Here is a 25,557-nt window from a genome sequence, read left to right on the forward strand (position 1 = left end):
GGTTTACCTCCCCATTCTCATATCATTGATTTCACGGTTCATCTCTGCCTCGAAACAACGGATGGCCATATCCCTCGGTGTATCGACCCCCAGCTTGATGTACGGGCGTGGCGGACCGCCGAAACGCTCGCCGTAGAACTCCGGGGCATGGCAGTGATGGTGGATGCCGTGCGCGACACCCGCCGCGACTACCGTACCTGCGGTGAGGGCGGCAAAGATTTTCGTACCGAGCCCCCGTTGTGCTTCCGGGCGTGTTTTCATGTCCACTTCGCTGAAAATCTTGGAAAAGAGCTTCATCCGGTGATAATCATCCACAGCAAGGAACTTGTCGTAATCCCGTTGGGTTATCTCATGGCTGATAGCCTGACCGTCGATAACAGCGGTCATCCTGTATTTCCCCTCGGTTTGTGCCGGTTGAACGGCTATCTGGCTCACTTCAACTTCCCGCCCGTGCTTCTCTTCCCGATACCATCCCTTGTTTTCATTCAGAAACTGGAGGTCACGCCCGTCCACTGCCGCACCGACATAGCCCTGTATGGATTCCTCTTGCTGTTGCAGCGAGGTTTCCACCGGCATGAAAGCCTCCTGCTCCTGCCGTTGGCGTTGTTCCAAATCCTGCTGTACTTCGGGATGCAGGCCGATAGCGATGCGTTGATCGCTGTTGAGAGCCTCCATCGTCACTTTGTCGGAAAAGTCAGCCCCGATAATGCCGTTCAGCAGTTCCAGACGTTTTTCTACGGGTTGTTCCTCGATGGGTGCGGCAACCAGTGTCCTCACTTCCTTTTCCGTCAGGTCATAGACCATATCGGCTTGGACGCTTTCCGACTGCACAGTCAGCGTCCGCCTTTCCGCATCCACGACAAGACCGTGCGAGGCAAGGCACTCCGCCAATTTCTCGTTGGAAAAATAGACCGGAGAGGCTATAAGCTCCTTGTACGACCGTGCCGGTTCCCCGCTGCGCGGACGGCTGACCATCGGCGTGATGACCGCCTGCAAGTCCTGCAGAACGTCCCGTTGCTGTACGGGTTGCGCCTGTTGATGCCCCTTGTAATAGAATCCGTAACCGCCCGATTGCAACTCGCCGGGCTTCATGCGCCCGTCGGGACGTTCGGGTACGATGGACGGCCCCGGAAAGAACAGTTGGCCGCCGACCCTGCGCAGGTGCAAGCCCCACTGGTTGCGTGGCGTCCAGCCGAGGAACGGCGGGGGCATTCCCATCCGTCCCATGCGACCGTACTCGCCGATGCCGATGCGGTAGCCGTGCAGCCCCATAGCCACACGCCCGTTGGCATTGCGGGCATGGACGAAGTTCTTGGGCATATAGAAGTCTTTGCCCACGATGCTCGTGAGCACGTTGTAGGCTTTCTTGTTGGCCGTATTGGTTCCCCAGTCCGTGAGTGCCAACATCTGACGTTCGCTTATCGGATAGACCAGCAGCGGAGAATTATGCCCCTGCACAATCAGCCGATACCCTGAACCATCAAGCGCAACATGGGCTTGCAGGCCGTTACGCATCAGCATATTGCGCATTTCGGGCTGCAAGTCCATCTGCCGGGGATTGGTATTCGTTCGTATCGCCATAGTCGGATTGTTTTCGTTATGCGTCGCCGCGTTCCATTGCTGCCTCCAGCTGTTCGTCCTTGAAGCGGACAAACTCGGCAGCGGATTCGTTGCCGACAGCAAGCCCCTTTTCCTCGCAGTAACGGGCGTATTCCTCCTGCCAGTCGGCGGAGAAATGATTGACGTAATCGAGCCAGCCGTATTCGCCGCTCTGCATCTTCCCGACAAGTACCTCTTCGGGATAATATTCGTTTTGTGCCATAATCTACGGATTGATTGTTTTTACTTGTGGAGGGCTGCCGCACGGTTGCGTTCGCCGCTCTTCTTCTGTTCGTTCCACAACTCCTCGGTGTAGTCCTCTTCCGAAACGTAGTCAAGGTTGCCGTCATCGTCCATGATCCAGCAACCGTAGCACCCGAAGGTGTATTTGTCCCACTCGCGCTTGGGCTGGTTGCGCCATTGCTGCGCGTCGCCCGAACAGAAGCGGATGCCGGTCTTGGCATGAAGGTCTATGCCCACTGTAGCAGACTCGCCGTCCACGACGACCGTCAGCGGCTCGCCGTGCTGCATCCCGTTTACCTCCACCGCACCGAGGCGCATGACCTCGGCCAGCACTTTCAGGTTGCGTGCGATGATGGGCGTGGGGACATACATCACCTGTTTCGTCTCGGTGTCAATCTGCACGAAAGCCTTGCTGCTCCGGCCGTCCGCCATTTCCACGTCGGCGACAATCGCCTTGCCGTCGAGCAACTGTTTCTGCTGCGCTTCGTCATACCGTTCCAACGGAGAGGATTTCAGTGCCGGATAGAAGACCACATCCACCTGACCGTTGTCCATGCGGATAAAGGCAAAGCGGCTACGGCTCTCTATTTGCCCGCCATGCTCGTCCGTGACACGCACGGGAAGCACGGGAGAATGCCGACCATCGCAGATGTCGTCCAACACACGCATCGGCAAATCCTCAATCATCTCCCGTGTGAGACCGAATCGTTCCAGTGTCGGAAAAGGTAATTCATCAAATTCAATCTGAACTTTTTTCATACTATATTCATATTATAAAATTGTACTATACAAAGATAGAGACATCTTATTATGACGGACAAAAATACAGCTATATAAATGGTTATAATATGCTGTTTTTATCTTCATTAGTACGATTATTCAATTCAAATCGTACTAATAGACGCAAAATATCAAACCAATACAAGAAATGACGGCTGTTTGTTTCCGACATGAAAACTCCCGTTATAACTTTGCCGAATGAGAAAAATTTTACTGATAGCAATATCGGGTGTTTCATTCTGCACGATGCCCGCTCAGGCGCAGTTCAACACGATTGCCAAGACACCAGAAAGATACAAGGTAGAAGCCTTGCAGGAGGGTATGAAAAAGCCGGAGCCGACACCCGAAAGCATGGCTCCTGTACAGGAGACTTCGACAAAACCTGCCGATGAAAGTAAGAAGTTGTGGATTGACCGTTATCTCAGTGTGTCTTATCCATTGCAGCGCATCAGAATTACATCACCATACGGCTACCGGAAAGACCCGTTTACCGGAAAGAGGAAGTTTCACGGCGGTATCGACCTGCACGCACGGGGCGAGCAGGTATTGGCCATGATGGAGGGGGTGGTCGTCAAAGTGGGACAGGACAAGACGTCCGGCAAGTATGTGACCCTGCGGCACGGAAATTACACCGTCAGCTATTGCCACCTTTCACGGGTGCTGACCGCCAAGGGTACGGTAGTCCGTCCCCGTGATGCCGTCGGTATTACCGGCTCGACCGGACGAAGTACAGGCGAGCACTTGCACATAACCTGCAAGCTAAATGGCAAGAGTGTCGATCCGTCGGTCGTTTTCGATTACATCCGGACTACACAGCAGGAGTGCATTTCAGCTTTGAGCAGACTGTTGTAAGAGTGTTTATGTCGCCAAACGCTAATCGAAAAGAGTGTCATTAGGTGATGTGGTTTTCGATTAAAACAGGGAACTTTTCATTTTGGAACTTATCGTAATTTTTTATTTGAATGATTGTGAAACCAAGACCGAGTAGGGAGATCGGACTCTAACGGTCTATCCCGTTGCGGGAGAGGACGCCTTCCGTGTAATAATGTTTGACTTCTCGCATCTCCGTGACCAAGTCGGCTATGTCGATCAATTCTGCCGGAGCGTACCGTCCCGTGATTACCAACTCTGTCCCGGAATGTCGTCGAGAAATCGCCGTCAATACCTCCTCAATAGAAAGCAACTCGTAATACAGGGCAATGGTTAGTTCATCGAGCACGACCAGATTATACTCTCCCGAAGCGAGAATTTGTTTGCAGCTTTCCAATCCCGCATAAGCTGCGTCAATATCTTCTTGTGCCGGCTTCTTTTCAATAAAGCACCCCCGACCGAATTGCTGGATGCGGACGTTGTTAAACAGATGTTCGATCTTGGTTTCATTATATTTCATGTTCTTTACGAATTGTCCGATGAAGACGCTTCCTCCGGCACACAAAACTCGAATGGCAAGCCCAAATGCGGCCGTTGTCTTTCCTTTCCCGTTGCCAGTATAGACATGTATATATCCTTTGTTTTCCATATTGTTGATTTATGATTGCAAATGTAATCCGTGTTATGGTTCGGCGGAAAGATGGGCAAAACAATAAGTATAGGTTTGAATCGTGCCATCCTCAAGCCGGATGTCATAACTTTGGCTAAAGGGAGTTCCCAGTCGGAAAAGTACGGGTGAGGAGAATATCGGTCCGTCGTAGCAGAACGTGTGGTATTCTCCGTTTTCTCCGTTGTGATCCATTTCCTTGGGGAGAGAGGCAATAAAGTCGGCATCTACCTCGCGACCGATGGCATCCATTCCCAAGCCATCGGCTTGCGTGGTCACGATGACCGTCTTCAGTCCGGAAGCGAGGTATTGCTGCATGACGATTTCCGAGGAGACTACTCCCCATAACGGCTCCACAACCTCTATTCCGAGTGGTGCGAGTTGTCGCTCCCTGTAGGCACGGACATCGTGCAAGTAAATATCCCCGAAAATAAAATGGGTTACTCCTTGCTCCTTGAAATGTAGGGCTGCGCAAGTCATGGCCTCTGCGTAATTTTCAAGGTTCCCCTGGGGTGTGAGATTCACGATATGCAGGGGAATACCTATACTGTCTGCTTGTGCCTGAAGCAAGGGGAGTGGGATACCGTGCATGGTGGAGCGTTGCGAGTCACGATTGATTGTGGTGAGCAGGGCAACGATGTCGTATAGCTCCGATTGACGAGCTCGCCAAAGGGCATGCGCGGAGTCTTTTCCCCCGCTCCAGTTGAATACGGCTTTTATCTTTTCCATTCGATGTTCGTAAAACTTCATGCTTCCAATAACTCACTCGTTTTTGCCCAATAGTAGTAGGCTTCCGGTAGGTTGCTTCTCAGCTTATTCAGTTTGTTGGGCAGCGAAGGTCGGATGACCATATCCTTTATATCGGCAGGGTTGTTGGAATAAGATTCTATTTCATTGATTCCCTTTTCAATTAACGTGGCTAAATAAGCCGCTCTTGCTGCATCAATAATGGCATGGTCTATCAGATAACGCTGCTTGTACATGAATGATTTGACACGGATGATTCCGTCTTGTATCAGGTCGAAGTCTCCTTCTCCGGCTTTTCCCCGTGTGGAGATACAAAGTGCCGTTTGGCGGATGTCATTGAAAACTTGCCCTATGTCCGTTCCGAAAGACCGGTATGAAAGTTCGACCACCGCAATCTTACGGAACGCTTCTTTGGTAATCTGCAGGTCTGAAACATTTTCAAACAGCCGCCCCACATCATAAAGCTGTTTGGCTATCTCCATCGAACAGGACCTTCCATTCTTGTAATAAGGTATTCCAGTTGTGTTGGGAGCGAAAGCCGTCAGTTTATCGCCCAAAATATCTTCTGCGGACGGGACTGTTACCATCAATGGTTTTCCTTCCAACCGTATGAACGGGCAGTTGATAGCTATTTGTTGGGTACGGAAATAATGAATGTCCTCGTAGAGTACATCCAGCAGGATATAGGATTGTGCATCGGTGTCATTTCGGTATGCAATCTGATAGAAAAACTTGGAATGGCTCTTGGGAATATCCGCATCATCCCGTTGCTTGCGTTCCACAAGTTCCAGATTGATGAAGCCGAAATCGGCAAATGATTTCAGATAGTCTTCAATGTTGGTTCCAGGGGGACAGATAAGATCAATGTCGATTGACAGACGATGAGCAGATTTCCCAAGTATGAGCATAAGTGCCGTTCCTCCCTTAAAAACCAGTGGACACCCGGCTTTAACCAGCATTTCAAGCAGGGACAGGGCACGGATTACTTTCTCTATCAGATTTTTATCATTATAGTGCAATTCGGATGAAACCTGTTCGATCCATTCTGCCGTAAAACACTCCTTCTTTATCATTTTATGTTCAGATTTTCTAATATGGACAATATTTCTTCTTTTGCCTTACGTCTGCCGGCATACCTGAATAGCCGATTTCGATTGACAGCGTACAGATTAAAGGCATTTTCAAAGATATGCTCGCTTTCACTGCCTTGTAGGTAGAAGAAATCCGCATCCCTCAATATATCCACCAACAGCTTTTCCAGTGTAGGCATCGGTACATCTGATACTTTCTGCAAAGGAGCTTCCGAGACCAAATTTTTCACAAAAAAGACACGGCTGTCCATATCTACATATCGGTAAATCATATCTTTGTCCGGTCGCAGATAGACGTCACGGTTCCCGTCTTTCAAAAAGTTGAAAACCGTTTCTGCCGAATCCCTGTCTGTTTCCACATAGACAACACGGTTGGAAGAAAGGTGATGCTGCAAGGTTGCGATAATATCCCCCTGATAGACGCAGAACTTCGCAAATGGGAAATTGACCAGCAACGAATCGTAAATTTCTCTTACTTCACCTATGAGTTTAGGAACAAAGGACTGTTTCATGACTTTAGCATACATTCCGCGTCCGGTTCTGACCAATGCATTTTCATTCACGAGCTTGAACAGATACCATGACAAGGAAGACTTGCTTATGCCAACCTTTTCGTGAAGATAGGCAAACAAGTCATCCATGCTGAAATCACGGTGTACTTCAGCGTATTCAAGTATGGATGTCGTTGTTTTGTTACTCATATTATATCCTGTTTTTGCCTGCAAATATAGCAAATTTTCGGCACTATTCAGAAATAGTGCCGAAAATTTGTATTTATTTAAAACAATCTATATGTAAATAACCTTTTGTCATCATCTACTAAATATCGGCACTAAATTAAAATTGTGCCGATATTTAGTGATTGTTCAATATTGTACAATGACAATTTACCAAATCGTATTTTCCTGTTTTATTGTTGTCACATCTCGTTTATCGGCAGGTCATTCTTTACTCTTTTCGTCGGCGAATGTAGGACGAAGCGCATAATCGCCAAGCCGCATTGCATTCGGATGACGAAAACAGACTGTTGCACGGTCGGTTTTCTATCCGGGTTTGGCTTATGATGCCACAGCTTCATCCTCTGGCTGCCTCAAAAAGCTGAAAACAAACCTGCACGGCAAACGAAAGCAGGGAAAAATAAAAATCAGCATGATAGTTCAACCAATTAAAAGTAAACAAGTATGGTAGAAGAAATTAGACAAGACGGCAGAGTGATATTGTCGAGCGAAGACGGTTTTTCCGTCCCTATGATTTTCAACAACCTTTGTGGAAAGAATTTCATTGGCAAAGAATACAAGGACTATATCAGGCATATAGCCTTTGAGGAAATGGGACTTAAGCCGGGTATCGTGTCCCATTATCGGAACGGTGTTCTATATAAGAACGGCACAATCCCGGAACTTTGAACAGGTAAACCAAAATAGGAACAGCAAAAATCAAAATTTATACAAATTTATACAGATATGGAAACAACAACAATTCATCCGGCAGAAGCCTATCTACGCAACGAACAAAATCCTACATCCTTATATGTAAGGATTGCAGGAAAACGCAGACGGCTGTTTATCAACCGCAACGAAAACGTCATCGGCATTATCGCACTCGGAAAACGCAAAAGCGGGTACATCTTCACAGATTGGGCAAGCATTGAGAAGATATACTATCCGTCATCCTCTCCCGAAGATGCAGCGGACATAGAAAAGAAACTGGTCTTGAAATACCAGAAACTTGCCCGGCTTGCCACGCATACGAATGATTGGCTTCGCAAAATCGCTAATGCCGATTTGGATAAATCCCTCTACGAGAACCGCATCACGACCGGCACACGCATCGACGGCAAGTGTATCGGACTTGCCACCATCGAGAAGTATTGCGGCAGTTGGGATATGGCTCGTTTCAGAACGGCACTGAAGCAAGGTGAAAAGTTTTCCACCGGACGCTTCGACTTTTGCGGCTATGACGGTACGCTGTGGTGCGAGCCACGCGAAAATGGCGATATGGCGGCAGGATTCAGCAAAGAGTACCGGAATTGTGGCAACGGCTACTATTATCTGCTTATCAACGATGAATACATGATAGGCTATGACATAGACTGAGTTATATGCAGGGCAACGACAAGACCGTATCGGGCAAAGTCTCGGTACGGTTTGTTGTTCCGATCGACCAACGACCTTTTATAAAACTCCTGTTCTCCCTCTTATAGCCTTACATCCTGCGGCCAGTTTGCTTCAAGCAACCTCACGCATTTTGTGTAACATGTTACATAAAGTGTGTGAAGCCCCTTTTTGCAAAAGGACGGACACGGACAGACTTGGCATTACAGGGGGCGGGATAAATCCTGCCCTCTGTAGTCCCAAGACAGTCCGTCGGAAAGTCCGTCCCGGCTGACCGCTTCACTCTTTTACCCATAATCTTTCCTTTTCTAACGGATTCCCATTAAACCCAAGTCCGCTGCCGTGCGACCTACGGGATAGAATTTTCCGCAAAGGTAACCGACCGTGCCAATCTTGCCAATGCCGACGTGCCGCCGCGAGTGACACGCAAAAATCTTCCTCTCCCTCTGTCGAGCGTATTTTTCCGGTTCAGCCTTGTCCGATTGTCCCTCGCCACCTTCCGAAAGCAGAAAAATCTTCCCGGCGGTCGCAAACAGACCGAACAGAGGGAAATAAAAAGAAAGGTTAAATATGAGTTACAACAAATTGAAATCATTGGTGGCAAACGTGGAAGCGATAAAGACAGCGTTACAAATCCACATTCAAGGCAGACAAGCCACACCAGAGGAAAAAGAAACCTTATCCCAATATTCGGGGTTTGGCGGTATCAAAGAAGTGCTGAACATCGGCACGGACAAGCCTGTAAGTGGCGACATGGAAGAACCGATAAGGCGGTTGCAGGAACTTATCGACACCTATCCCTATTTCACGGAAGCCATGAAAGCCTCTGTCCTGACAGCGTTCTACACCCCGAAATTCCTTATTGATGTAGTCGCAAAGCAGATACACGCCACATTCAAGGACAATGAGCTGCAAATGCGCTCATTCCTCGAACCGAGTGCAGGCATTGGCGGTTTCCTCCCGGTAGCCATGTCCGACACCTGCGGCTATGCCATTGAAAAAGACCCGGTTTCGGGTCTGATACTCTCCCTGCTGAATGACAACACGGTTACACGGACAGCCGGGTTTGAAACGATAGACGAACAGGGTTTTGAACATACGAAATTCGATGTCATAGCCTCCAACATCCCTTTCGGTAACTTCCGTGTGTTCGATGCGGAACTCTGGAAGAAAGGCGGCATATACGAGCAGGCTACCAAGACCATACACAATTACTTTTTTGTCAAGGCTTTGGAGCTTTTGAACGAGGGCGGCCTGCTGGCTTTCGTCACATCAAGAGGTGTGGCCGATACACCAAGCAACAAATTCGTGCGTGAATACCTTGTGAACCATGCCGATTTGATTAGTGCTATCCGTATGCCCGACACGCTTTTCATGTACACAAGCGGCATCGAGGTAGGCAGCGATTTACTGATCTTCCAAAAGCATACTCACAAGGCGGCACTCTCGCAGAGGGAACAGCTCTTTTTACAGGTCGGCAGGGAAAAGGCAGACACGACAGGCGCAATGACCGAATACGCCAACAAACTTTTCACATTACCGAAAACCACCCTCGCCACAGGCAGCCGCATTGCGATGAACCAGTACGGCAAGTATGTACGCAAATACCAGTGGCAGGGTGATGAAAACGCCATGTCGCAGTATCTCGCCGCATTGCTCAAACTCGACTTTGGCCGCTATTTCCGCAAAAGCCTTTTCACAAGTGAGGGACAGGACGGCATACACACGCAAATGTCCCTTTTCGGCAGTGTGGCCGTTAAGCAGCCACCAAAAGGCAGACGAGCCTATACGGACGAGCCGGAAGCGTGGATGAAAGAGGGTGCAATGGTACTGTTTGAGGGGCAGGTGGGCATTATCCGATACCGCAAATCCGAACTATACCAAGAGACGGCCACCGATTTTGTCCCGGTGGACGAGGGCAAGGTGAACACGGAGAGGGCTAACGACTATTTCTCTATCCGCAAGGCATATTTTGAACTTGCAATCAAAGAGCAGGAGGAACAGACGGAACAGCCGCATTTGCGTGAACGGCTGAACGCTTGCTATGATGCTTTTGTCGCCAAATGGGGCTTTTTCCACTCTAATGACAACAAGGAGTTTATCATGCTTGACAGCCTCGGCGTGGAAGTGTTCACGATTGAAATGCAGGTCAAGGGCGACATATTCAAATCCGACATCATGCGTGAGCCTGTAGCGTTCAAGAAGATAGACACGACCGTGCAACTGACACCGGGCGAAGCGTTGGCAAGCTGCCTTAACTTTTACGGCTGTGTGGATATGGACTATCTGATGCAGACCACAGGCAAGGACGAGGACGAGGTTATCGACGACCTCAAAGGCGAGATATTCTATAACCCTGCCACCGGAGAATGGGAACACAAAGGCAAGTTCATAGCCGGAAACGTCATCGCCAAAAGCAAGGAAACAGGCTCTTATCTTCCCGATCTCACAGGCAAGGAAAAGGACTGGACGGAAACCGCTGTAAAGGCATTGGAGGAAGCCATACCCGAAGCGATACCCTACGAGGAACTCGACATCAACATGGGCGAGCGTTGGATTGACACGAAGCTGTACGCCGATTTTGCCACAGAACTTTTCGGAACGGAAACCGATGTGATGTATTTTGACGTGAACGACACCTATTTAGTGCGGCTACAAGGATATTCCCCTGTAGTCTATAACACCTATTCCGTAAAGAATTACAACGGAGAGGATTTGTTCGTACACGCCCTGCAGGACACCGTTCCCGAAATAACCAAAGAGATAGAGCGGAACGGCGAAGCGGTACGAGTGCCGGACGAGGAAGCCATACAGGAAGCGGCCACCAAGATACAGGAGATAAGAAACCGTTTCAACCAGTGGCTCGACTGTCAGCCGATAGAGGTAAGGGACGAATTGGTAAGGGTGTACAACGAGCGGTTTAACTGCTATGTCCGTCCGCATTATGACGGCTCGGCACAGACCTTCCCGCAGCTCTCTTTCGAGAATTTTCCGTATGACAGCCTCTATCCCTCACAGAAAGATGCCATTTGGATGATTAAGCAGAACGGCGGCGGTATCTGCTGGCACGAGGTAGGCACGGGCAAGACGATGATAATGTGCGTTTCCGCTTACGAAATGAAACGCCTCGGATTGGTGCAGAAACCGCTCATTATCGGCTTGAAAGCCAATGTTCACGAAATAGCCGACACGTTCCGCAAGGCTTACCCCTCGGCAAAGGTGCTTTATCCGGGCAAAGAGGATTTCACTCCTGCTAACCGCAAAGAGGTATTCTCGAAAATCAAGAACAACAACTGGGACTGCATCATTCTGACACACGACCAGTTCGCCAAGATACCGCAATCGGAACAGACCATGATAGATATATTCACCGAAGAACTGGCCGATGTGGAGCGCAATTTGGAAGTCTTGGAACAATCCACCATGCGCTACCGCAGCGGAAAGATGCAGGACGGTCTGGAGAAGCGCAAACAGAACCTCGCAGCCAAACTTAAGGAATTGAAAATGAAAATCAACGAGCGGAAAGACGATGCGGTGGACTTTCACTCGATGGGCATAGACCACATATTTGTCGATGAATGCCACATTTTCAAGAACTTAATATTTCAGACACGCCACACGAGGGTTGCCGGTATCGGCAATACCAAAGGCTCGCAAAGGGCGATGAACCTGCTGTTTGCCATCCGTGACATTCAGCACCGGACAGGACGTGACCTCGGCGCAACATTCCTTTCGGGCACGGTGGTTGTGAACGCCCTGACCGAACTGTATGTGATGTTTAAGTACCTTAGACCAAGAGAATTGCAACGTCAGCAGATTTCTTGCTTCGATGCGTGGGCGGCGATATTTACGCAGAAAACAGCCGATTATGAACTGAACGTGACAGGTGCAATCAAGCGTAAAGAGCGTTTCCGCACCTACATCAAAGTGCCGGAACTGGCAATGTTCCTGCGTGAGATTACCGACTACCGCACCGCCGACATGATAAACCTCGATGTACCGGATAAAAATGTGCGCTTTCTTTCTCATGCGCCCACTATCCAGCAGGAGGAAATGATAGGCCGTTTGGTTTCCTTTGCACACAGCGGACAGTGGGAGGATTTGGGACTTGATACGCCCGAACCCGACAATCTCGACAAGGCAAAAATGTTGGTAGCTACCAATGTGGCACGAAAAATGGCTCTCGATATGCGTTTGTTGGGCGACAAGTTCAGCGACGATGCCGAAAACAAGGCTTCAATCTGTGCAAGAACAATCTATGAATATTATATGCGCTCAAATGAAAACCGGGGTACGCAGTTCGTGTTCAGCGACCTCGGCACATACAAGCCGAATGAGTGGAACGTATATACCGACATCAAAGAAAAGTTGGTGAACCTCGGTATTCCGACCGATGAAGTGCAGTTTATCCAGTGTGCTACCACCGAAAGGGCAAGAAAACGCCTGTTCGAGGACATGAACAACGGCAAGGTGCGTGTGCTTTTCGGCAGCACCACCATGTTAGGAACAGGGGTGAACGCCCAGCAGAGGGCTGTAGCGGTGCATCATTTGGAGATTCCCTGGCGACCGGCTGACATGGAGCAGCGCAACGGCAGGGCGGTACGCAAGGGCAACACCGTGAAACTGTGGGGCGGCAACGTGGTGGATGTGGTGATTTACGGCACGGAAAAGACACTTGATGCCTACAAATTCAATTTGCTGAAAAACAAGCAGATGTTCATCAACCAAATCAATAACGGCACAATCGCCGTGCGCCGTATCGACGAGGGCGGCATGGACGAGGACAACGGCATGAACTTCGCCGAGTTCGTGGCAATCCTTTCCGGCAACACCGATTTGCTGAACAAGGCAAAACTCGACAACAAGATTATGCAGTTGGAAAAGGAACAGACCATTTTCAAGAAAGAACGCATCCGTGCCGAGCGGAAAATAACCGCCGGACAGGAAGATATGGCAAAGACACAGCGTACAAAGGCCGGTTTCATCAAGGATTGGGAATACTTCAACTCTTACGAGGGGACAAAAGTAACACAACTTCTCAACCTGCCACAAGCTACAGCCGAGGAAACAGGCCGGGAATTACACCGCATCGCCAAAACCTACCGTAGCGGAGCGTATGGTACGATTGGCACGTTTACAGGGCTGAATTTGCTGGTACGCAGCGAGTACAGCATAAACGGTACATTTGACCGAAACACGTTCTTTGTCGAGGGGACAAGCGGGCTTAAATACCGTTGTGGACTGACAGGTGCGTTACCGCTTGGCTTCGTGGAATCTGCTCAATATCCGCAGGCTACACTAAACAAATTGCCCTCACTTATTGAGAAGCAACAAAAGACGGTGGAGCGGATTGAAAGCGAAATCCCCATATTGCAGGACATCGTTGGCCGCCAGTGGAGCAAAGCCGATGAATTGGTAAAACTCAAACTGGAGTGCAAGGAGCTGCAGCGGAAGATTGACGAAAGTCTCAAGGATGCGGAACGCTCTCTAACTCCATCCGAAACAACGGCTGCCGAATACGAACCTACTACTAAGGCCGCTTAAACCATAATCATATCTTAACCTTTTCCCTCTGTTCGGTTGCGATAACTCGACAGGGGGATTTTTCTTGTACTCCGATCTGATGGCGGCAATATCCATTTATATACACCTCCCAAATAGGCTTTACTTCACTGCTATACAGTCGATACTAAATGTAGTACATACTAATGTTAGTAAAGTAGGATATCAGGAAATCTCCCGTTGCAAAGGATAGTATGCACTACATTTAGTCAATCAGTATTTTAGTATAGTAGTAGATACTACGATACTAAAATGTAATAAAGTAGTAAAATAGTACACACTAATCATAGTAAATACTAAAAATAGTAGTATCTTTGTATCAGAAATAAAGATAGGAATTTATGGCAAAGATAATCGCTGTTTTGAACCACAAGGGCGGTGTCGGAAAGACGACCACCACCATCAATCTTGCTGCCGCATTGCAGCAGAAGAAAAAGCGTGTACTGCTCATCGACATGGACGGTCAGGCAAACCTCACGGAATCCTGCGGTCTCTCCATCGAAGAGGAACGGACGGTGTACGGAGCAATGAAAGGTGAATACCCGTTAACGGTATTCGAGTTAAATAATGGCCTTTCCGTTGTACCGTCCTGCCTTGATTTGTCAGCGGCAGAATCCGAGCTTATCAATGAGCCGGGGCGGGAATTAATACTGAAAGGGCTGATTGCAAAATTGCTTGAAACCCGTAAATTCGACTATATCCTGATTGACTGTCCGCCCTCGCTGGGTTTGCTGACACTCAACGCACTTACATCTGCGGATTTCTTGATTATCCCGGTACAGACGCAATTCCTCGCCATGCGCGGAATGGCGAAGATTACAAATGTGGTCGAGATTGTCAAAACCCGTTTGAACCCGAATCTGAACATCGGCGGAATTGTCATCACACAGTTTGACAAGCGCAAGACGCTCAACAAGAGTGTTGCGGAACTCATCAACGAATCATTCTGCGACAAAGTGTTCAAGACCGTCATCCGGGACAATGTGGCATTGGCCGAAGCTCCGATAAAGGGTCTGAACATCTTTGAATACAACAAGAACAGCAACGGGGCAAAGGACTACATGGAGTTAGCAAAAGAAGTGTTGAAATTAAAGTAAAGACGATATGAGCAAAAGTGATTCATTGAAAAACGGCATGAGAAGCGGACTGGACGGCTTGCTGTCATCCACCGGGAAGTCCACGCAAAAGAAAGAGCCTGCACCGGTCAAAGCGGAAAAAGAACCTGCCGTGCATTGCAATTTTGTTATCGACAAGAGTATTCATACCCGGATGAAATACCTCGCTATCGAGAAGAATATGTCGCTCCGAAATATTGTGAACGAGGCGATGAAAGAGTATTTGGAAAAGCACGAGAAATAACCGGGGCGGCAATCCGCCCAATCAACTTTTATACCATACCGCTATCTTATGGCACATGTCCACAAGGTAGCGGTTTTCCCGTTTATACCCCTGGCTGTTCTCCTGCTCTATTCGCCTCTTATAGCTGCAATGCTGCATTTCCCCTTTCTATCCATTCCTCTTGCCGCTTGTCCGGTCTCGTTCCTGCCATCGCCGGTTGGTTTTCCAGACGCAAATTTGGACTGCCGCGCTTGATTTCATCGCTTTGAAGTGCATTTCTCGTAAAATTCTTCCTTTCCGTGAAAGAGTAATTTTCCGGAAAAAGCGTTGAAAATAGCTTGTTCGTCAGTCCCTTGAAGCATCTGTAAATCCCAAGCGGTTCAGGCAGAAAAAAGAACCGAAAAGAGGGAAAAATAACAAAACAAATATCAACCAATTAAATTTTATGATTATGGCAACAACAGCAGTTCAAGCAGTAGAGAAGAACATCACATCGGTAGCATTGGCAGACATTCAGCCGAGCAGTTACAACCCACGCAAGAACTTTGACGAGACAAGCCTTGCGGAACTTGCCGAGAGCATCCGTCAGCAGGGAGTGCTTCAGCCTATCGGTGTGCGCCCTATTGCGGACAACCGTTTCGAGATTGTCTTTGGAGAACGCAGATACCGTGCTTCCCTCATGGCTGAATTGGCGGAAATTCCGGCTACCGTCATGGAAATTTCAGACGAGACAGCCGAGGAAATGGCAATCACCGAGAACCTGCATCGCAAGGATGTTACCCCGATTGAGGAAGCCAATGCCTACCAAAAACTCATAGACAGCGGTCGCCACGATGTCCAATCCTTGACCGTGCAGTTCGGCAAGACGGAAGCGTATATCCGTACACGACTTAAATTCGTTTCCTTGATACCCGAAATCGCCGTGCTGTTGGAACAGGACGAAATCACAATCAGCGTGGCAAGTGAAATCTGCCGTTATGGGGAAGAGATACAGCGTGAGGTGTACGACCAACATCTGAAAGAGGGGGTGCAGTACAATAGTTGGCGAGGCATGAAAGCCTCCGAGGTGGCACAGAGCATCGAACGGCAATATACCGCAGACCTCAATCGCTATTCATTTGACAAAACCCTTTGTCTTTCATGTCCCCACAATACCAATAACATGATGTTATTCTGTGAGGGTAGTTGCGGAAATTGCGCCAACCGTGCTTGTCTTGTGGAAATGAACACATCGCACCTTACCGAAAAGGCTATGCGGCTCATGGAACAGCACCCTGCCGTTCCCCTCTGCCACGAAAGCTACAATTACAATGAAGCCGTCGTCGACCGACTTACCGCTATAGGCTACGAGGTGGAAAGTCTTAAAACCTATGCAACGAAATACCCCGAATGCCCCCAAGCTCCTCAAAAAGAGGATTACGATACCACCGAGGAATACGAGGAAGCAGTAAAGGATTACGAGCAGAAATTGAACGGCTACACCGAGAAATGCGAAGCAATCCGCACCCGAAGCGAAGCAGGAGAAATCTCCCTCTATCTCCGTATTGAGAGCAACGACATTACACTGTGCTATGTTGCAAATACCGCTACAACCGCAAACGGTACGGCAACCAAAATGCCGCTTTCACCTATCGAGAAGTTGGAAAAGCAGGACAAACGCAACAAGGAGATTGCCCTCGAAAAGACCGTTGAAGACACCAAAAAGCGGATTTTAGAGGTCGATATGTCAGAGCGCAAATTTGGGCAGGACGAGGAGAAAATGGTGTATTTCTTCCTGCTCTCCTCACTCCGCAAAGAGCATTTCAATGAGGTGGGAATTGAAGATAAAGGCTCTTATTACTACCTTACGAGCGAGGACAAAATGCGCATCATCGAGAACCTTACCGCCAAGCAGAAAGCCGTTATCCGCAGGGATTATCTGATTGCCAATTTCAAGGACGCATTCGGTAACAACGCCACAGCCTCCCTGTTGCTTGACTTCGCTCAAAAGCATATGCCCGAAGAACTTGCCAATATCCAAGACGGATATAATGAAGTGTACGAAAAGCGACACCAACGCATCGAGGAAAAGAAAGCCGCTTTGCAGGAACAAGCCACGCAGGAAGCGGAACAACCCGATGAACCGCAACCCGAAGCGGAAGCACAGACCGAACCGCAAGCGGAAGAAATAGCTGCCTGACAAATGTTGTTGTCATAACGGATAGGGGGAGGGAGAAATCCGCCCTCTATTCATTTTTGTATGCTCCGGACAAAGGACCCAAGTACCTCTTCTAACTTTCTGACGAACCCGTCACCACCCGCCCTTCCTCCATTCATAGCTTCCGTTTCCTCTCTTTTTTACCATTTTCAACTTCCCTTTTATAGCGTTTCCCCGGCTTCGTCCCCTGTCAGCCCCGGTTTGGTTTTATCAGATGCAAAGGTCGGCCGTCGCGCTTGATCCGGCGGCTTAAAGTGAATTTCCTGCAAATTCTTCCTTTCCTCAGAAAGAGTAATTGGCAGGAAAAGCCTTCCGTATGAAGCTGTACCGACAACCGTGTACCGCATCCATAAAATCCCAAAGCGGTTCCGACAGAAAGGAACCGAACGGAGGGAAGAAAAAAACAAATCATTAAAATTCAAGATTATGGACAACATCAAGGAAAGCAAGGAGTACCAGCTCGCCAAAGACTGGGAAAGGGCAGTGAACGATTACGGCTTCAACCCCAAACGGTTTGCAGCCGCTATCCCCGAAATGCACCCCACACTGCAGCAAAGCCTTTACAGGTTGGTAAAAGAGTGTATCGTGGTCATGGCGGACGAGACACGCAACTACGACGACCGCAACCGTGCATCGCACGAGGAAGCGAAGTGCATCATGGAATACCTCAAGGCTCACGGGAAACACATCCCATTAAGATAACAGATGTATGAAAACGAAAGAACTACAATTTGACGGCAATATCTACATCTGCCGTATCGTGAAATCCAACGAAGGTGAAGAATTACTTATCGGCTCTACCGCTCTGCTCGATGCACTTCATCCGGGCAGTTTCGAGGACGAAAACGAAGGTTTTGCAAGTAAGGAAGCCGAACAAATATATGACGAGGTTTTCTTTTTCACCGATGCGAAAACCCTCAAATTACCGGACGATGAACTCATCACGGAATTAAAAGAGGATAACCCCGAATGGTTCAACTAACATAAATCAATAATCATATTAAAAATCAAAGTTATGGATAAAGAGTATGTAATGCACATCGCACAGACCATCAAAGAACAATTGGTATCACTTACACCCATGCCCATTCTTATGTCGTGGGGAATCGGCGATTTTGTCGCTACGGTATTCCGGGATTTGCCGGCATTGCGGATTAAAGTAAACGGGCGGTTGCACGCCGGAAATGTCGTTATCGCACTCAACGGCTCCGATTATTATGAGGTATATCTGCTGAAAGAGAACGGTGCGGAGTGCGTCAATGAGGAAGTATGCTTCGACGAGTTGGGCGATGTCATTGACCGAGCCGTCGAAAGCGGTACGGACAAAGAGGAATACGACAAATTCTGCGACCGGCAACTTGCCGTACTTTTAAGCGGTACACGAGCCTGAATAAGCGAGCGACCGAATAACACCGCCCATTTTTCTACGTGGGCGGTGTTTTCGTGTGCGGTTGGATGCGTCCAAGCCGCAATATCCTATTATAAACTCACTTTTGAAGTCCTTGTTCCACTTTTACCGTTGTTACGGCTTGTGGGATTGTCCGGCTCCGTCATTTCCAATACCCCTGTACCAATCATCGGATTGATATAGACCTCCATAAGATTTTCCCTATCTTTCAATCCTAAATGTTGCAAAATATCAGATAGGTATTGCGGCTCAACACAGAACTCCAAGATTTGCTCTTTTCTCAAATCCTGCTTGCGAGGTTTTCTTGCGGGTTTTCTTGTCGGGTTTTCATCCCTAACTGCAAGGTCAGCACAACATAGTCCGGACGTGTTTCCTCGGCTACAGTAGGAAGCGGCCAACCCAAAGACTGCCAACCGCTCACAATCTTATCCACACCGCTACCAGCTTTCTCGGCACGCCCCAGACGCATGAACATCTGAGTGAGTAGATTGGCAGCAAAGCGAGTGCAAGACACCGGAACGCTAAAAATACCGAATAAGACCCACGCGGCACTATAATATGTTGGCATTCTGCCCTGTATATCCCGTATTTTTCGTACCTTTGCGGCACAAAAACGTATGTATATGGAACAACAGGTTATCCCATCGGATTATACACAATATGCAGAGGCAGTAGAGATAATCAAACATGCCATCGAACGCTGCCGGTATAGAAGTGCGGCTGCGGTCAACAAAGAAACTCTCTCGTTGTATTTTGGAGTGGGGAAATTCGTGTCTGAAAATTCCCGCATCGGCTGTTGGGGTACTAAAGCATTGCCTACCATATCAAAGCTCCTTCAACGGGAGTTGCCCGGTCTGCACGGCTTTTCTGAATCGGGGTTGAAACGGATGCGCTCATTCTATGAGGAATGGAGGACGTTTTTAATTCGTCCAACAGTGTTGGGCGAATTGGAAAACCATTCGTCGGAAAAGGGTACGGCTTTAATTCATCCAACAGCGTTGGGCGAATTGGATATTGACGAGCATCTACTGCTGCAACTTATCGGGCAACCGGTCAATACCGAATTTACCTGGGACGATTTTGTCAAGATCAGCTTTTCACATCATATTGAAATCCTGACTCGTTCAAAAGACATCGCGGAACGGTTGTTCTATATCCATTGTGCCGCTCAAAATGCGTGGTCGCTATCCTCTCTCAAAAATTACTTGAAAGAAGACATCTATTCAAATCGCGGATCTTTGCCGAGCAACTTCCTTCAAGTGCTGCCCGAAGCCATTTATGCCGTAAAAGCGATATTGGCGTTCAAGGATGAGTATATGCTCGAAATGGTTAATCTGGAGAATGTGGGAGAACGCGAACAGGACTGGAACGAAAAGGTCATCGAAAACCAAATCGTAACCAATATCAAGCAGTTCATTCTCCGTTTTGGAAACGACTTCACTTTTATCGACAGTCAGCATCGCCTGATAGTTGCCGGAGAAGAAATGTTTGCTGACCTTGTATTCTTCAACAGAGAACTGAATGCCAGCGTAATCGTGGAGTTGAAACGGGGCAAGTTCCGCCCGAATTATCTCGGACAGCTTAGCGGCTACCTGACGGTGTATGACATGACCGACAAGAAACCGCACGAGAACCCTTCAATCGGTATTGTCCTATGCCAGGATGCCAACCGCAAGTTTGTCGAAATCATGGTGCGCGACTATGATAAGCCTATGGGCGTGGCGACATACCGCACAGCCCAAGAAATGCCGGAGAATCTGCGCAAGACTCTACCGGACATCGACAAATTACAAAATCTGCTATCGGAAAACGATTCCAAATCGGAAACTGTCAGATAATTCATTTACGTCCGTAAAACCGGCTTTATGCCCACAAGATTTTGGGTAACTGAAATTGAATATAAAAATCCCTGCAATAATTTCGTGATTATTGCAGGGATTTTGATTTATTTCGCCCCACGCTTGTTCAGTACATCCGTTATCATGTCTTTTACATCCTGTCCGACTTGTATGAAATTTTTATACAAGATGCGTTCCCGTTCCTCCCTCGACTTAAAGGTGTAGAACTTCGGTAGCGGTACATAGGCCGCTTCCTCCGCTTTTATCTCCTTCATATCGAAATCCGTCTTGCAGAAGAACTTTGTAGTCTTGAACTCTTCCGATTCCTGAATGTTCATCGAGCCTCCTGTACCGGTTTTCGTCTTCACGAAATCCCTGGCCGTCTGTCCGCAAATCCATCCCGTCGCCATATCCGAAATTTTCGAGGCGGGTACAAGGCTGTCCATATTCTCATTGAGATTGATGCTCGTCTTATCCCGGTCGATGGTCACGCCCTTTTTGACCTGTACTACCTTGCCGAAAATGTCATTCGACAACCATTCCAGTGTCTCTTTTGCGCGAGCTGAACCGCTTACCACGTTGCCCACTGTCGTGATGATTTTTTGCATTCCCACTTTTCCGTAGTCAGCCTCCAACTGCGGCAACTCCTGAAAACCCAGCGTTACGCTTACCTTGTTGCTTCTCGCCGTACCTATCAGTCGGTCTATCTTGTGGAAATACAGTGTCGGCAGCTCATCCACGATGATGCTGACCGGAATATTCTTCCCCTGCCCGGTGTTCACACGGGTAACGAGACGGTTCAATATCAGAGCGTTCAACGCTCCGATGATACTTTCCATTTCCGGATCGTTGGCTATCAGCAGATAACTGGGTGACTTGGGGTCACTAACTTTCAGGTCGAAGTCGTCCCCATCCTTGTGGAATATCCAGTAGGATTCCTTGGTGGCCAAACGGCTGGTATAGACACGCAGCGTACCAATCATACCCTCTAATTGTTCCATTGCCTTGTTCTTGAAGGCCGTCTGGAACGGGCCGAGCAACGGCGCGACCTCGTTGTCCGTCTCCAGTACCTCAAAAATAGTCTGGTAGCTCTCATTGAGAAATGAAAGGATATGCGGCATATCCGAGTATTTTCCCAGCCAATAGGCAGGTTCCACGATGCTGCCACCCTCACGGTCACGAACGACACCCGTCGGCTTCCAGAACTTCGTCTGCGGATCTTGCCGTTTCTCCGCATATAGTTTCTTTCCGTTTGCATCGTAGGGTTCCCGCTCGTAGTTCACGAAAAAGTAGATACAGGCGGCAAGAAAGTTCACGGCAGAAGTCTGAAAGAACTGGTCACTGCCTCCGCCTCCCTCTTTCTTGCCTTTCTGCAGGGATTCCAACAGGGTTTCCGCCGTTTCGCTCGCCGCCGCAAGATTATTGATGTACTTTGCCTGAATGGGATTCACCCGTTTGCTGTACTCCACATCCACGAAGTTGATGATGTTGAACTTGCACCCTTTGGGCAGTTTTCCGAGCTTCTGGTTTTTCTTGTAATGATAGTAAAGTTTAGTGGCAAGTGTCGGAAATTTGTAGTCATAGACCACCATCGCAAAGCCCTTGGCACTATGTTGGCGGATGAACGGTTCTATGATGCTGAACGTCTTACCGCTGCCCGGAGTTCCGACTACCCATGTTCCTCTGAAACAGTTGCTTATCGACACCCATCCCTTGCGAAATTTACCTTTGTAATAGTACCGCATCGGTATATTCACGCTATACTGGTTCTCAACCTTCTCTTCGCTCTGCTCGAAACTTTCATTCTCAAAGTTGAACCGGTCTTTACCCAGTCCCTCCTTGATGAACTTCGAGATGTTATCCAGTGCGATATGTACCAATATCACACCGACAAGCGTGGTCGCCATGTAGAAGATGATATTTAGTGGCAACGTGTAGAGCCTCGTTTCCATCGGATGATGGTACAACCACACGGAGAACACAATCAGGAACAGTCCGCTGATTAGCGGATATAACACCTGTCTCCGGGCATCGAACTCCAGATGCTTCTTGTTCCTCGTACCGATACAGGTGATGCAGATAAGCAGGAACGTCGCAATCTTGCTGTACACAAGATTACCGTCATTGTAAATCATCCACTGCTTGATGCGCCCGTGAATATCAATCAGTATGCCACCCCAGTGGTCGAGCATGGCAGGGTCGATGGCATACTCGAAGAACTCCATCAGCACGGAGATATAGATGACCGCACGGAATATCTTGTAGAACCCTTGTAATTCTTTGCTCTCTTCCATGAATCAATCCGTTGTTAATTCTTGTTTCCGACGATACCAACGGTCGTTGATTCGTATGACATCCATACCGAACCACACACCGTTTTCGTTCAGTTTCGTCTTTATTCTTTCAAGTGCTACCGGTCCTAAACCCCAGATTTCCATGAGATATTCCTCGTTGAGCTGAATCAGGTCGCCGACATACAATATCCCATGAGATTCGAGTTTGCTTCTGACTATAGGCGTCATTTTCATGCTGAATATCGGCTGTGAGAGATAATGCACCTCTTCTGCCTGAATGTTGTCCAAGGCTATCTCAAGCCCTTCTTTGACTCTCTGGACAGAATTGATGTATTCTTCCTGCTGTTGGATTTTAATTTCCTGTTGCTGTATCTCATCACGCAATTCAGAAGCCTTCCTTAAAAGTTCGGCATTGCTTCGCTTCAATTCGTCATTAACATCCGTCATCGACCGGTTGTTTAACTCAAGTTCCTTGCGTTTGCCGTTCAACTCCTTGACAACTTCCTCCAATTTGGCAATCTGGCATCTCAGAGCCGAACCTTTCCCATTGTCTGCCGCCATGTTATCCAAAAGGTAGCTGAAGCGTTGAATCAGATAATCAATGTCCTTTTTATCAGACGCAACAGAATCGGCGAGCTTTTTCAGTTTTTGCCGAGGTGATTCATCTTTGATGGGATAGTATATGAGGAAAGCCCCCAATACCATCAATACTATACAGAAAAGCATATCTATATTCATATCGTTGCACATTTTATTTGTTCATGGTAATTATAGGCCGCAGCTTATGCGCCTGTGTCTTAGGTGTCTCCTGCATCGCGCCGCTTCCTGTCGAGTAAAGCCACGCTTTCGCCGTCTCTTGTCCGGACACTTCCGTCGATGTCCAGTACCAGCAATCGTATTCATCCAACGGCAACGGATGACCGCCGCACCGTTCAATGACAGGATTGACGGTTTCCCGGACAGCATACAGCAACCGCATCTGTGCTACCGACGGGATATAGGCACTCTGTCCGTACCGCCACAGGTCAAAGACCGCTTCCGCCATAGGCGAAGCCGTCTCCCTTGTGTCGTACAGCGCAAAGGTGTTCATGTTCCCGTCCAATGCCCCGATGTCGGCCGACGTCCCTTGTGCGACACCGAGGCTGTCGGCGAATGCCGCCGGAGCAATGTCCCACAGGTAAACCGCATAGCCGTTCCCTTCCGTTCCTTCACGGCGTTCGGTATCAAAGACAACCGCTATTGCCCGCTTCCCCGATTGTTCATACTGCGCATAGGACAATGCCGTGCCGTCCTCGCAGAGAATATGCCCCAGACGTACCGCCGTATCGGGTACGTCGATATGGGCGTCACAGGCAGCGCACAATACCGCCGCCACTACCATTGCAATCCATTGAATCTTTCGTATCATGTCATTTCCGTTTTTTGTTTTTCCTTTATTTTATCGGCAGTTTTACACCCAGCACGATACCTGTCCGCAGCAAATCCGCCCCTTTTATCATCATGTCACTCTTGACCTGCCAGTACAGCGTCCATCCCGACCGCAGCTCATAATTGTGCTCGTAACCCACATGGATTCCGGCAAGAAACTTGTTCGTGTCGCTCCCTGCCGAAGCTCCGATACGCAAGTTGCCGTAATGGTTGCGTCCACGCACCACACAAGGTTTGTACGCCACACCGAAACCATAAGTGCGGTAGTTGCGCCAGAAGGATTCCGGACAAATATGACCGCAAGATTTACATTCCGTCCATTTCAGATAGCCGTTGGCGAAGAACTCCCACGCATGACGGTAGTTCATTTCATGCTCGTAAGCAAGCGTTACGTCCATGCCGTTCTCATACAGCAATCCCACGCCGAGCGAGAGGCGGCCGCCGTTGCGTTGCGCATGGGCATTGGTGGCAAACCCTATGCAGACAAGCATCAGTAACAAAACTGTTTTCAATGTCTTTTTCATCGTCATTCCTCCTCCAATAAAGCGGTGTTAAATGAATCGGCCGACAGCACATCCTCGTAGTCGATGTTCAGGCTGATATTGCGCCCGCTGATTTGTTGTTCCGTCATTTCGATAGTCAGCAGCTTGTCGTTCGGAAAGGTCATCTTTTTCACGACAATCACGTTCCGGTAGCCGTGCTTGAACGTCTTGCCGTGTTCCAATACCAGGGCAGGAGTCAGCTCGATGGTCTGCGCGTTAGTTGCCTTCGAAAGTTTCTTGTCCGACAGTTTCACCCGTATCTCGTCGATGTCGAAACGGATGTTCGTTTTGTTCTCGATGGAAAAGTCGATGAAGAAGTAGTCGCCCACCGAGTAAATATTGTTCAGGCGCATCACCATTCGGTGCGCCTTGGTCGCCACGTTGCGGATTTTCGCGGGCGAGTTCCACACCCGTCTTGCAAAACGCACCATGTCGGCTGTGGACATCGAGACCGTAGGATTGTTGTAGGCATCCCGTTCCTGTAGCTGAATTTCCTTGTCTGCCACCGCCTCGCTTATCCGCGTGGTGTAGATGAGTGCATACTGCGTGCGATAGCGTTCCGTTACGATGGTGACGATGGCCAGCACTTCACCGTCCTCGTGTCCCGTCTCTTTGGGCTTTAACCGGATGATGTTCTCAATGGGTTGGTCGCCCGCCACCTTGTCTGTGGAAATATCCACGAAGCGGACCGGTTCCGAGGCTGTGATGACGGTCGTTACCTGTTCATTGACAGTCAGCCGTTCCATCTCTTCGTATGTACGCTGAGCCTGTGCGTTCCGTGTGGCAAAAAGTCCTGCCGCCAGAAGAAATGCAGTTATAATTATTTTCTTGTTCATATC

Annotated in this window: 25 protein-coding genes; 11 read left to right on the forward strand and 14 right to left on the reverse strand. The window is 48.6% G+C overall.

The window, feature by feature from the left end; translation table 11 throughout:
• Positions 1-3: 3 nt before the first annotated feature.
• The 3 genes from HMPREF9007_RS23960 to HMPREF9007_RS23950 are packed head-to-tail and all read right to left on the reverse strand — an operon-like array spanning position 4 to position 2,601.
• Entirely contained in the window at positions 4-1,581 is a 1,578-nt protein-coding gene (locus HMPREF9007_RS23960; protein ID WP_008759636.1) for a hypothetical protein, read from the reverse strand.
• Positions 1,582-1,597: 16 nt separating this feature from the next.
• Entirely contained in the window at positions 1,598-1,822 is a 225-nt protein-coding gene (locus HMPREF9007_RS23955; RefSeq protein ID WP_004301303.1) for a hypothetical protein, read from the reverse strand.
• 20 nt (positions 1,823-1,842) lie between these two features.
• Positions 1,843-2,601 (reverse strand): DUF4099 domain-containing protein, encoded by a 759-nt coding sequence (locus tag HMPREF9007_RS23950; protein ID WP_004301304.1) that lies wholly within the window; start codon positions 2,599-2,601, stop codon positions 1,843-1,845.
• A gap of 219 nt (positions 2,602-2,820) precedes the next feature.
• On the opposite strand from HMPREF9007_RS23950, the gene HMPREF9007_RS23945 reads away from it, so the two are divergent.
• The gene (locus tag HMPREF9007_RS23945) at positions 2,821-3,474 is read left to right on the forward strand and encodes a M23 family metallopeptidase (RefSeq protein ID WP_005944242.1); all 654 of its coding nucleotides are present in this window, start codon (positions 2,821-2,823) and stop codon (positions 3,472-3,474) included.
• Between the two features lie 148 nt (positions 3,475-3,622).
• On the opposite strand, the gene cobO is transcribed toward HMPREF9007_RS23945, so the two are convergent.
• Genes cobO through HMPREF9007_RS23925 form a run of 4 tightly spaced genes read right to left on the reverse strand, consistent with a single transcriptional unit; the run spans position 3,623 to position 6,698 of the window.
• Positions 3,623-4,141, reverse strand: a complete 519-nt coding sequence (cobO, locus tag HMPREF9007_RS23940; protein WP_004301307.1) for a cob(I)yrinic acid a,c-diamide adenosyltransferase — start codon at positions 4,139-4,141, stop codon at positions 3,623-3,625.
• 33 nt (positions 4,142-4,174) lie between these two features.
• Positions 4,175-4,909, reverse strand: coding sequence for an ATPase (locus HMPREF9007_RS23935; protein ID WP_008759637.1), 735 nt, complete (start codon positions 4,907-4,909; stop codon positions 4,175-4,177).
• Positions 4,906-5,979, reverse strand: coding sequence for a nucleotidyl transferase AbiEii/AbiGii toxin family protein (locus tag HMPREF9007_RS23930; protein WP_005944240.1), 1,074 nt, complete (start codon positions 5,977-5,979; stop codon positions 4,906-4,908). Before HMPREF9007_RS23930 ends, HMPREF9007_RS23935 begins: the two co-directional genes overlap by 4 nt.
• Positions 5,976-6,698, reverse strand: a complete 723-nt coding sequence (locus HMPREF9007_RS23925) for a DUF6577 family protein (RefSeq protein ID WP_004301310.1) — start codon at positions 6,696-6,698, stop codon at positions 5,976-5,978. Before HMPREF9007_RS23925 ends, HMPREF9007_RS23930 begins: the two co-directional genes overlap by 4 nt.
• Before the next feature lie 480 nt (positions 6,699-7,178).
• Here HMPREF9007_RS23925 and HMPREF9007_RS23920 point away from each other — a divergent pair, with 480 nt between their 5' ends.
• The 9 genes from HMPREF9007_RS23920 (at position 7,179) to HMPREF9007_RS23875 (ending at position 18,598) form a co-directional block, all read left to right on the forward strand.
• On the forward strand, positions 7,179-7,403 hold the full coding sequence (locus HMPREF9007_RS23920) for a hypothetical protein (protein ID WP_004301314.1): 225 nt from the start codon (positions 7,179-7,181) through the stop codon (positions 7,401-7,403).
• A gap of 57 nt (positions 7,404-7,460) precedes the next feature.
• Positions 7,461-8,093 (forward strand): hypothetical protein, encoded by a 633-nt coding sequence (locus HMPREF9007_RS23915; protein WP_004301315.1) that lies wholly within the window; start codon positions 7,461-7,463, stop codon positions 8,091-8,093.
• Between the two features lie 588 nt (positions 8,094-8,681).
• Entirely contained in the window at positions 8,682-13,655 is a 4,974-nt protein-coding gene (locus HMPREF9007_RS23910; protein ID WP_005944238.1) for an N-6 DNA methylase, read from the forward strand.
• 359 nt (positions 13,656-14,014) lie between these two features.
• Entirely contained in the window at positions 14,015-14,770 is a 756-nt protein-coding gene (locus HMPREF9007_RS23905) for a ParA family protein (RefSeq protein WP_008759638.1), read from the forward strand.
• Between the two features lie 7 nt (positions 14,771-14,777).
• Positions 14,778-15,032, forward strand: coding sequence for a hypothetical protein (locus tag HMPREF9007_RS23900; protein ID WP_004301320.1), 255 nt, complete (start codon positions 14,778-14,780; stop codon positions 15,030-15,032).
• Positions 15,033-15,462: 430 nt separating this feature from the next.
• The gene (locus tag HMPREF9007_RS23890; RefSeq protein ID WP_032850087.1) at positions 15,463-17,190 is read left to right on the forward strand and encodes a ParB/RepB/Spo0J family partition protein; all 1,728 of its coding nucleotides are present in this window, start codon (positions 15,463-15,465) and stop codon (positions 17,188-17,190) included.
• Positions 17,191-17,634: 444 nt separating this feature from the next.
• The gene (locus tag HMPREF9007_RS23885) at positions 17,635-17,910 is read left to right on the forward strand and encodes a hypothetical protein (protein WP_005944231.1); all 276 of its coding nucleotides are present in this window, start codon (positions 17,635-17,637) and stop codon (positions 17,908-17,910) included.
• Positions 17,911-17,917: 7 nt separating this feature from the next.
• Positions 17,918-18,190: a hypothetical protein gene (locus HMPREF9007_RS23880; RefSeq protein ID WP_004301325.1), complete on the forward strand. Its 273-nt coding sequence runs from the start codon at positions 17,918-17,920 to the stop codon at positions 18,188-18,190.
• A 33-nt stretch (positions 18,191-18,223) separates the two neighbouring features.
• Complete coding sequence (locus HMPREF9007_RS23875; protein ID WP_004301326.1) at positions 18,224-18,598, forward strand: hypothetical protein; 375 nt, start codon at positions 18,224-18,226, stop codon at positions 18,596-18,598.
• An 89-nt stretch (positions 18,599-18,687) separates the two neighbouring features.
• On the opposite strand, the gene HMPREF9007_RS28010 is transcribed toward HMPREF9007_RS23875, so the two are convergent.
• On the reverse strand, positions 18,688-18,807 hold the full coding sequence (locus HMPREF9007_RS28010; protein WP_018452185.1) for a hypothetical protein: 120 nt from the start codon (positions 18,805-18,807) through the stop codon (positions 18,688-18,690).
• A gap of 89 nt (positions 18,808-18,896) precedes the next feature.
• On the reverse strand, positions 18,897-19,184 hold the full coding sequence (locus tag HMPREF9007_RS23865; protein ID WP_004301328.1) for a hypothetical protein: 288 nt from the start codon (positions 19,182-19,184) through the stop codon (positions 18,897-18,899).
• A gap of 55 nt (positions 19,185-19,239) precedes the next feature.
• Here HMPREF9007_RS23865 and HMPREF9007_RS23860 point away from each other — a divergent pair, with 55 nt between their 5' ends.
• Positions 19,240-20,454 (forward strand): PDDEXK nuclease domain-containing protein, encoded by a 1,215-nt coding sequence (locus tag HMPREF9007_RS23860; protein WP_004301329.1) that lies wholly within the window; start codon positions 19,240-19,242, stop codon positions 20,452-20,454.
• A 107-nt stretch (positions 20,455-20,561) separates the two neighbouring features.
• Here HMPREF9007_RS23860 and HMPREF9007_RS23855 read toward each other — a convergent pair whose 3' ends face one another.
• The 5 genes from HMPREF9007_RS23855 to traN are packed head-to-tail and all read right to left on the reverse strand — an operon-like array spanning position 20,562 to position 25,554.
• Positions 20,562-22,748: a type IV secretory system conjugative DNA transfer family protein gene (locus tag HMPREF9007_RS23855; RefSeq protein ID WP_004301330.1), complete on the reverse strand. Its 2,187-nt coding sequence runs from the start codon at positions 22,746-22,748 to the stop codon at positions 20,562-20,564.
• A gap of 3 nt (positions 22,749-22,751) precedes the next feature.
• The gene (locus tag HMPREF9007_RS23850; RefSeq protein ID WP_004301331.1) at positions 22,752-23,498 is read right to left on the reverse strand and encodes a DNA-directed RNA polymerase subunit alpha C-terminal domain-containing protein; all 747 of its coding nucleotides are present in this window, start codon (positions 23,496-23,498) and stop codon (positions 22,752-22,754) included.
• A gap of 1 nt (position 23,499) precedes the next feature.
• A complete protein-coding gene (locus tag HMPREF9007_RS23845) occupies positions 23,500-24,156 on the reverse strand; it encodes a hypothetical protein (RefSeq protein ID WP_008759640.1) in 657 nt (218 codons plus the stop codon).
• A 25-nt stretch (positions 24,157-24,181) separates the two neighbouring features.
• The gene (locus tag HMPREF9007_RS23840; protein ID WP_004301333.1) at positions 24,182-24,706 is read right to left on the reverse strand and encodes a hypothetical protein; all 525 of its coding nucleotides are present in this window, start codon (positions 24,704-24,706) and stop codon (positions 24,182-24,184) included.
• Positions 24,703-25,554, reverse strand: coding sequence for a conjugative transposon protein TraN (gene traN, locus HMPREF9007_RS23835; protein WP_005944228.1), 852 nt, complete (start codon positions 25,552-25,554; stop codon positions 24,703-24,705). Before traN ends, HMPREF9007_RS23840 begins: the two co-directional genes overlap by 4 nt.
• Positions 25,555-25,557: the final 3 nt, after the last annotated feature.

Origin of the sequence: Bacteroides sp. 1_1_14, assembly GCF_000162515.1 — a bacterium.
In the GTDB taxonomy this organism is placed as follows: Bacteria; Bacteroidota; Bacteroidia; order Bacteroidales; family Bacteroidaceae; genus Bacteroides; species Bacteroides thetaiotaomicron.

Coding starts and splice junctions, on each gene's coding strand:
- HMPREF9007_RS23960 (WP_008759636.1), bottom strand. CDS start 1,581: ATGGCGATACGAACGAATACCAATCCCCGGCAGATGGACTTGCAGCCC.
- HMPREF9007_RS23955 (WP_004301303.1), bottom strand. CDS start 1,822: ATGGCACAAAACGAATATTATCCCGAAGAGGTACTTGTCGGGAAGATG.
- HMPREF9007_RS23950 (WP_004301304.1), bottom strand. CDS start 2,601: ATGAAAAAAGTTCAGATTGAATTTGATGAATTACCTTTTCCGACACTG.
- HMPREF9007_RS23945 (WP_005944242.1), top strand. CDS start 2,821: ATGAGAAAAATTTTACTGATAGCAATATCGGGTGTTTCATTCTGCACG.
- cobO (WP_004301307.1), bottom strand. CDS start 4,141: ATGGAAAACAAAGGATATATACATGTCTATACTGGCAACGGGAAAGGA.
- HMPREF9007_RS23935 (WP_008759637.1), bottom strand. CDS start 4,909: ATGAAGTTTTACGAACATCGAATGGAAAAGATAAAAGCCGTATTCAAC.
- HMPREF9007_RS23930 (WP_005944240.1), bottom strand. CDS start 5,979: ATGATAAAGAAGGAGTGTTTTACGGCAGAATGGATCGAACAGGTTTCA.
- HMPREF9007_RS23925 (WP_004301310.1), bottom strand. CDS start 6,698: ATGAGTAACAAAACAACGACATCCATACTTGAATACGCTGAAGTACAC.
- HMPREF9007_RS23920 (WP_004301314.1), top strand. CDS start 7,179: ATGGTAGAAGAAATTAGACAAGACGGCAGAGTGATATTGTCGAGCGAA.
- HMPREF9007_RS23915 (WP_004301315.1), top strand. CDS start 7,461: ATGGAAACAACAACAATTCATCCGGCAGAAGCCTATCTACGCAACGAA.
- HMPREF9007_RS23910 (WP_005944238.1), top strand. CDS start 8,682: ATGAGTTACAACAAATTGAAATCATTGGTGGCAAACGTGGAAGCGATA.
- HMPREF9007_RS23905 (WP_008759638.1), top strand. CDS start 14,015: ATGGCAAAGATAATCGCTGTTTTGAACCACAAGGGCGGTGTCGGAAAG.
- HMPREF9007_RS23900 (WP_004301320.1), top strand. CDS start 14,778: ATGAGCAAAAGTGATTCATTGAAAAACGGCATGAGAAGCGGACTGGAC.
- HMPREF9007_RS23890 (WP_032850087.1), top strand. CDS start 15,463: ATGGCAACAACAGCAGTTCAAGCAGTAGAGAAGAACATCACATCGGTA.
- HMPREF9007_RS23885 (WP_005944231.1), top strand. CDS start 17,635: ATGGACAACATCAAGGAAAGCAAGGAGTACCAGCTCGCCAAAGACTGG.
- HMPREF9007_RS23880 (WP_004301325.1), top strand. CDS start 17,918: ATGAAAACGAAAGAACTACAATTTGACGGCAATATCTACATCTGCCGT.
- HMPREF9007_RS23875 (WP_004301326.1), top strand. CDS start 18,224: ATGGATAAAGAGTATGTAATGCACATCGCACAGACCATCAAAGAACAA.
- HMPREF9007_RS28010 (WP_018452185.1), bottom strand. CDS start 18,807: ATGGAGGTCTATATCAATCCGATGATTGGTACAGGGGTATTGGAAATG.
- HMPREF9007_RS23865 (WP_004301328.1), bottom strand. CDS start 19,184: ATGCCAACATATTATAGTGCCGCGTGGGTCTTATTCGGTATTTTTAGC.
- HMPREF9007_RS23860 (WP_004301329.1), top strand. CDS start 19,240: ATGGAACAACAGGTTATCCCATCGGATTATACACAATATGCAGAGGCA.
- HMPREF9007_RS23855 (WP_004301330.1), bottom strand. CDS start 22,748: ATGGAAGAGAGCAAAGAATTACAAGGGTTCTACAAGATATTCCGTGCG.
- HMPREF9007_RS23850 (WP_004301331.1), bottom strand. CDS start 23,498: ATGTGCAACGATATGAATATAGATATGCTTTTCTGTATAGTATTGATG.
- HMPREF9007_RS23845 (WP_008759640.1), bottom strand. CDS start 24,156: ATGATACGAAAGATTCAATGGATTGCAATGGTAGTGGCGGCGGTATTG.
- HMPREF9007_RS23840 (WP_004301333.1), bottom strand. CDS start 24,706: ATGACGATGAAAAAGACATTGAAAACAGTTTTGTTACTGATGCTTGTC.
- traN (WP_005944228.1), bottom strand. CDS start 25,554: ATGAACAAGAAAATAATTATAACTGCATTTCTTCTGGCGGCAGGACTT.